The organism is Pseudonocardia sp. SID8383 (genome assembly GCF_009864975.1).
Classification (GTDB): Bacteria; Actinomycetota; Actinomycetes; order Mycobacteriales; family Pseudonocardiaceae; genus Pseudonocardia; species Pseudonocardia alni.
On record NZ_WWFY01000285.1, the window covers coordinates 1 to 1,488 of the forward strand.

Annotated in this window: 2 protein-coding genes and 1 pseudogene; all 3 read left to right on the top strand. The window is 75.6% G+C overall.

The features are described from left to right. Positions 1 to 217 (top strand): annotated as a pseudogene (locus GTW08_RS06885) (magnesium chelatase); the annotation flags it as partial. 12 nt (positions 218 to 229) lie between these two features. Next, positions 230 to 844, top strand: a complete 615-nt coding sequence (gene cobO / locus GTW08_RS06890; RefSeq protein WP_073574299.1) for a cob(I)yrinic acid a,c-diamide adenosyltransferase — start codon at positions 230 to 232, stop codon at positions 842 to 844. Beyond that, positions 838 to 1,488, top strand: a 651-nt coding sequence (locus GTW08_RS06895) for a cobyrinate a,c-diamide synthase (protein ID WP_346009868.1), incomplete at its 3' end; no start/stop codon positions are given. The genes cobO and GTW08_RS06895, both read left to right, overlap by 7 nt.

The following is a 1,488-nucleotide window of genomic DNA, read 5'->3' on the forward strand; positions in this document are numbered from 1 at the left end:
CGGGGACCCCGTCGCCGACTCCCGCCGCGCCGCCGGGCTGCTGGCCGCGGACGGGGTGCACACCGTCGTCGTCGACTGCGAGGCGGGCCACGTCCGCCTCGGGCTCGCCGCGCCGCTCGCCGCCGCCGCGGGCGGCGAGCTGGTGACCCTCGACGAGCTGACCGCCGACAGCGTGGGCGACCTGGTCCGGGAGACCCGGTCCGCCCGCGCCGCCTGAGAGGAGACCACCGTGCCGCAGGGACAGGTGTCCGTCACGCCCACCGACGGGCTCACCACCCGCCAGCGTCGCAACCGGCCGCTGCTGGTGGTGCACACCGGGGTGATGAAGGGGAAGTCGACCGCCGCGTTCGGGATGGCGCTGCGCGGCTGGAACCAGGGCTGGTCGATCGGGGTGTTCCAGTTCGTCAAGTCCGCGAAGTGGAAGGTCGGCGAGGAGGAGGCGTTCCGCGCCCTGGGCGAGGTCCACTCCCGGACCGGGCAGGGCGGGCCCGTCGAGTGGCACAAGATGGGCTCGGGCTGGTCCTGGTCGCGCAAGGCCGGCACCGAGACCGACCACGCCGCCGACGCCGCCGAGGGCTGGGCCGAGATCCGCCGCCGGATCGGGACCGAGGCGCACCGCGTCTACGTGCTCGACGAGTTCACCTACCCGCTCAAGTGGGGCTGGATCGACGTCGACGAGGTCGTCGACGTGCTGGTCAACCGGCCCGGGCAGCAGCACGTGATCATCACCGGCCGGGACGCCCCGCAGGCCCTGGTCGAGGCCGCCGACCTGGTCATGGAGACCACGAAGGTCAAGCACCCGATGGACGCCGGGCAGAAGGGTCAGCGGGGGATCGAGTGGTGACCACGGCCCGCGCGCTGGTCGTCGCGGCGCCGTCGTCGGGGAGCGGGAAGACCACGGTCGCGACCGGGCTGATGGCCGCGCTGTCGCGGCGCGGCACCCGGGTCGCACCGTTCAAGATCGGGCCGGACTACATCGACCCCGGCTACCACACCCTCGCCGCGGGCCGCCCGGGCCGGAACCTCGACGTCGTCCTGCAGGGCGCCGACCGGCTCGCGCCGCTGGCCCGACACGGCGCCCGGGACGCCGACGTCGCCGTCGTCGAGGGGGTGATGGGCCTGTTCGACGGCCGCATCGCCGACGGCGCCGGGTCCACCGCACAGGTCGCGGCGACCCTGGGCGCACCGGTGGTGCTGGTCGTCGACGTCCGGGGGCAGTCCCGGTCGCTGGCCGCGCTGCTGCACGGTTTCCGCTCCTTCGGCGACACGGCGTGGAGCGCAGGCGGAACGCACAGGGGCACCGTGCAGGTCGCGGGCGTGATCCTGAACCGGGTCGGGTCCGACCGGCACGCGCAGGTCTGCCGGGCCGCGGCCGAGGAGGTCGGGCTCCCGGTGCTGGGCGCGGTCCCGCGCCGGGCCGAGCTGGCGGTGCCCTCGCGGCACCTGGGCCTGGTCACCGCCGCCGAGCACGGCTCCGCCGCGACCGCC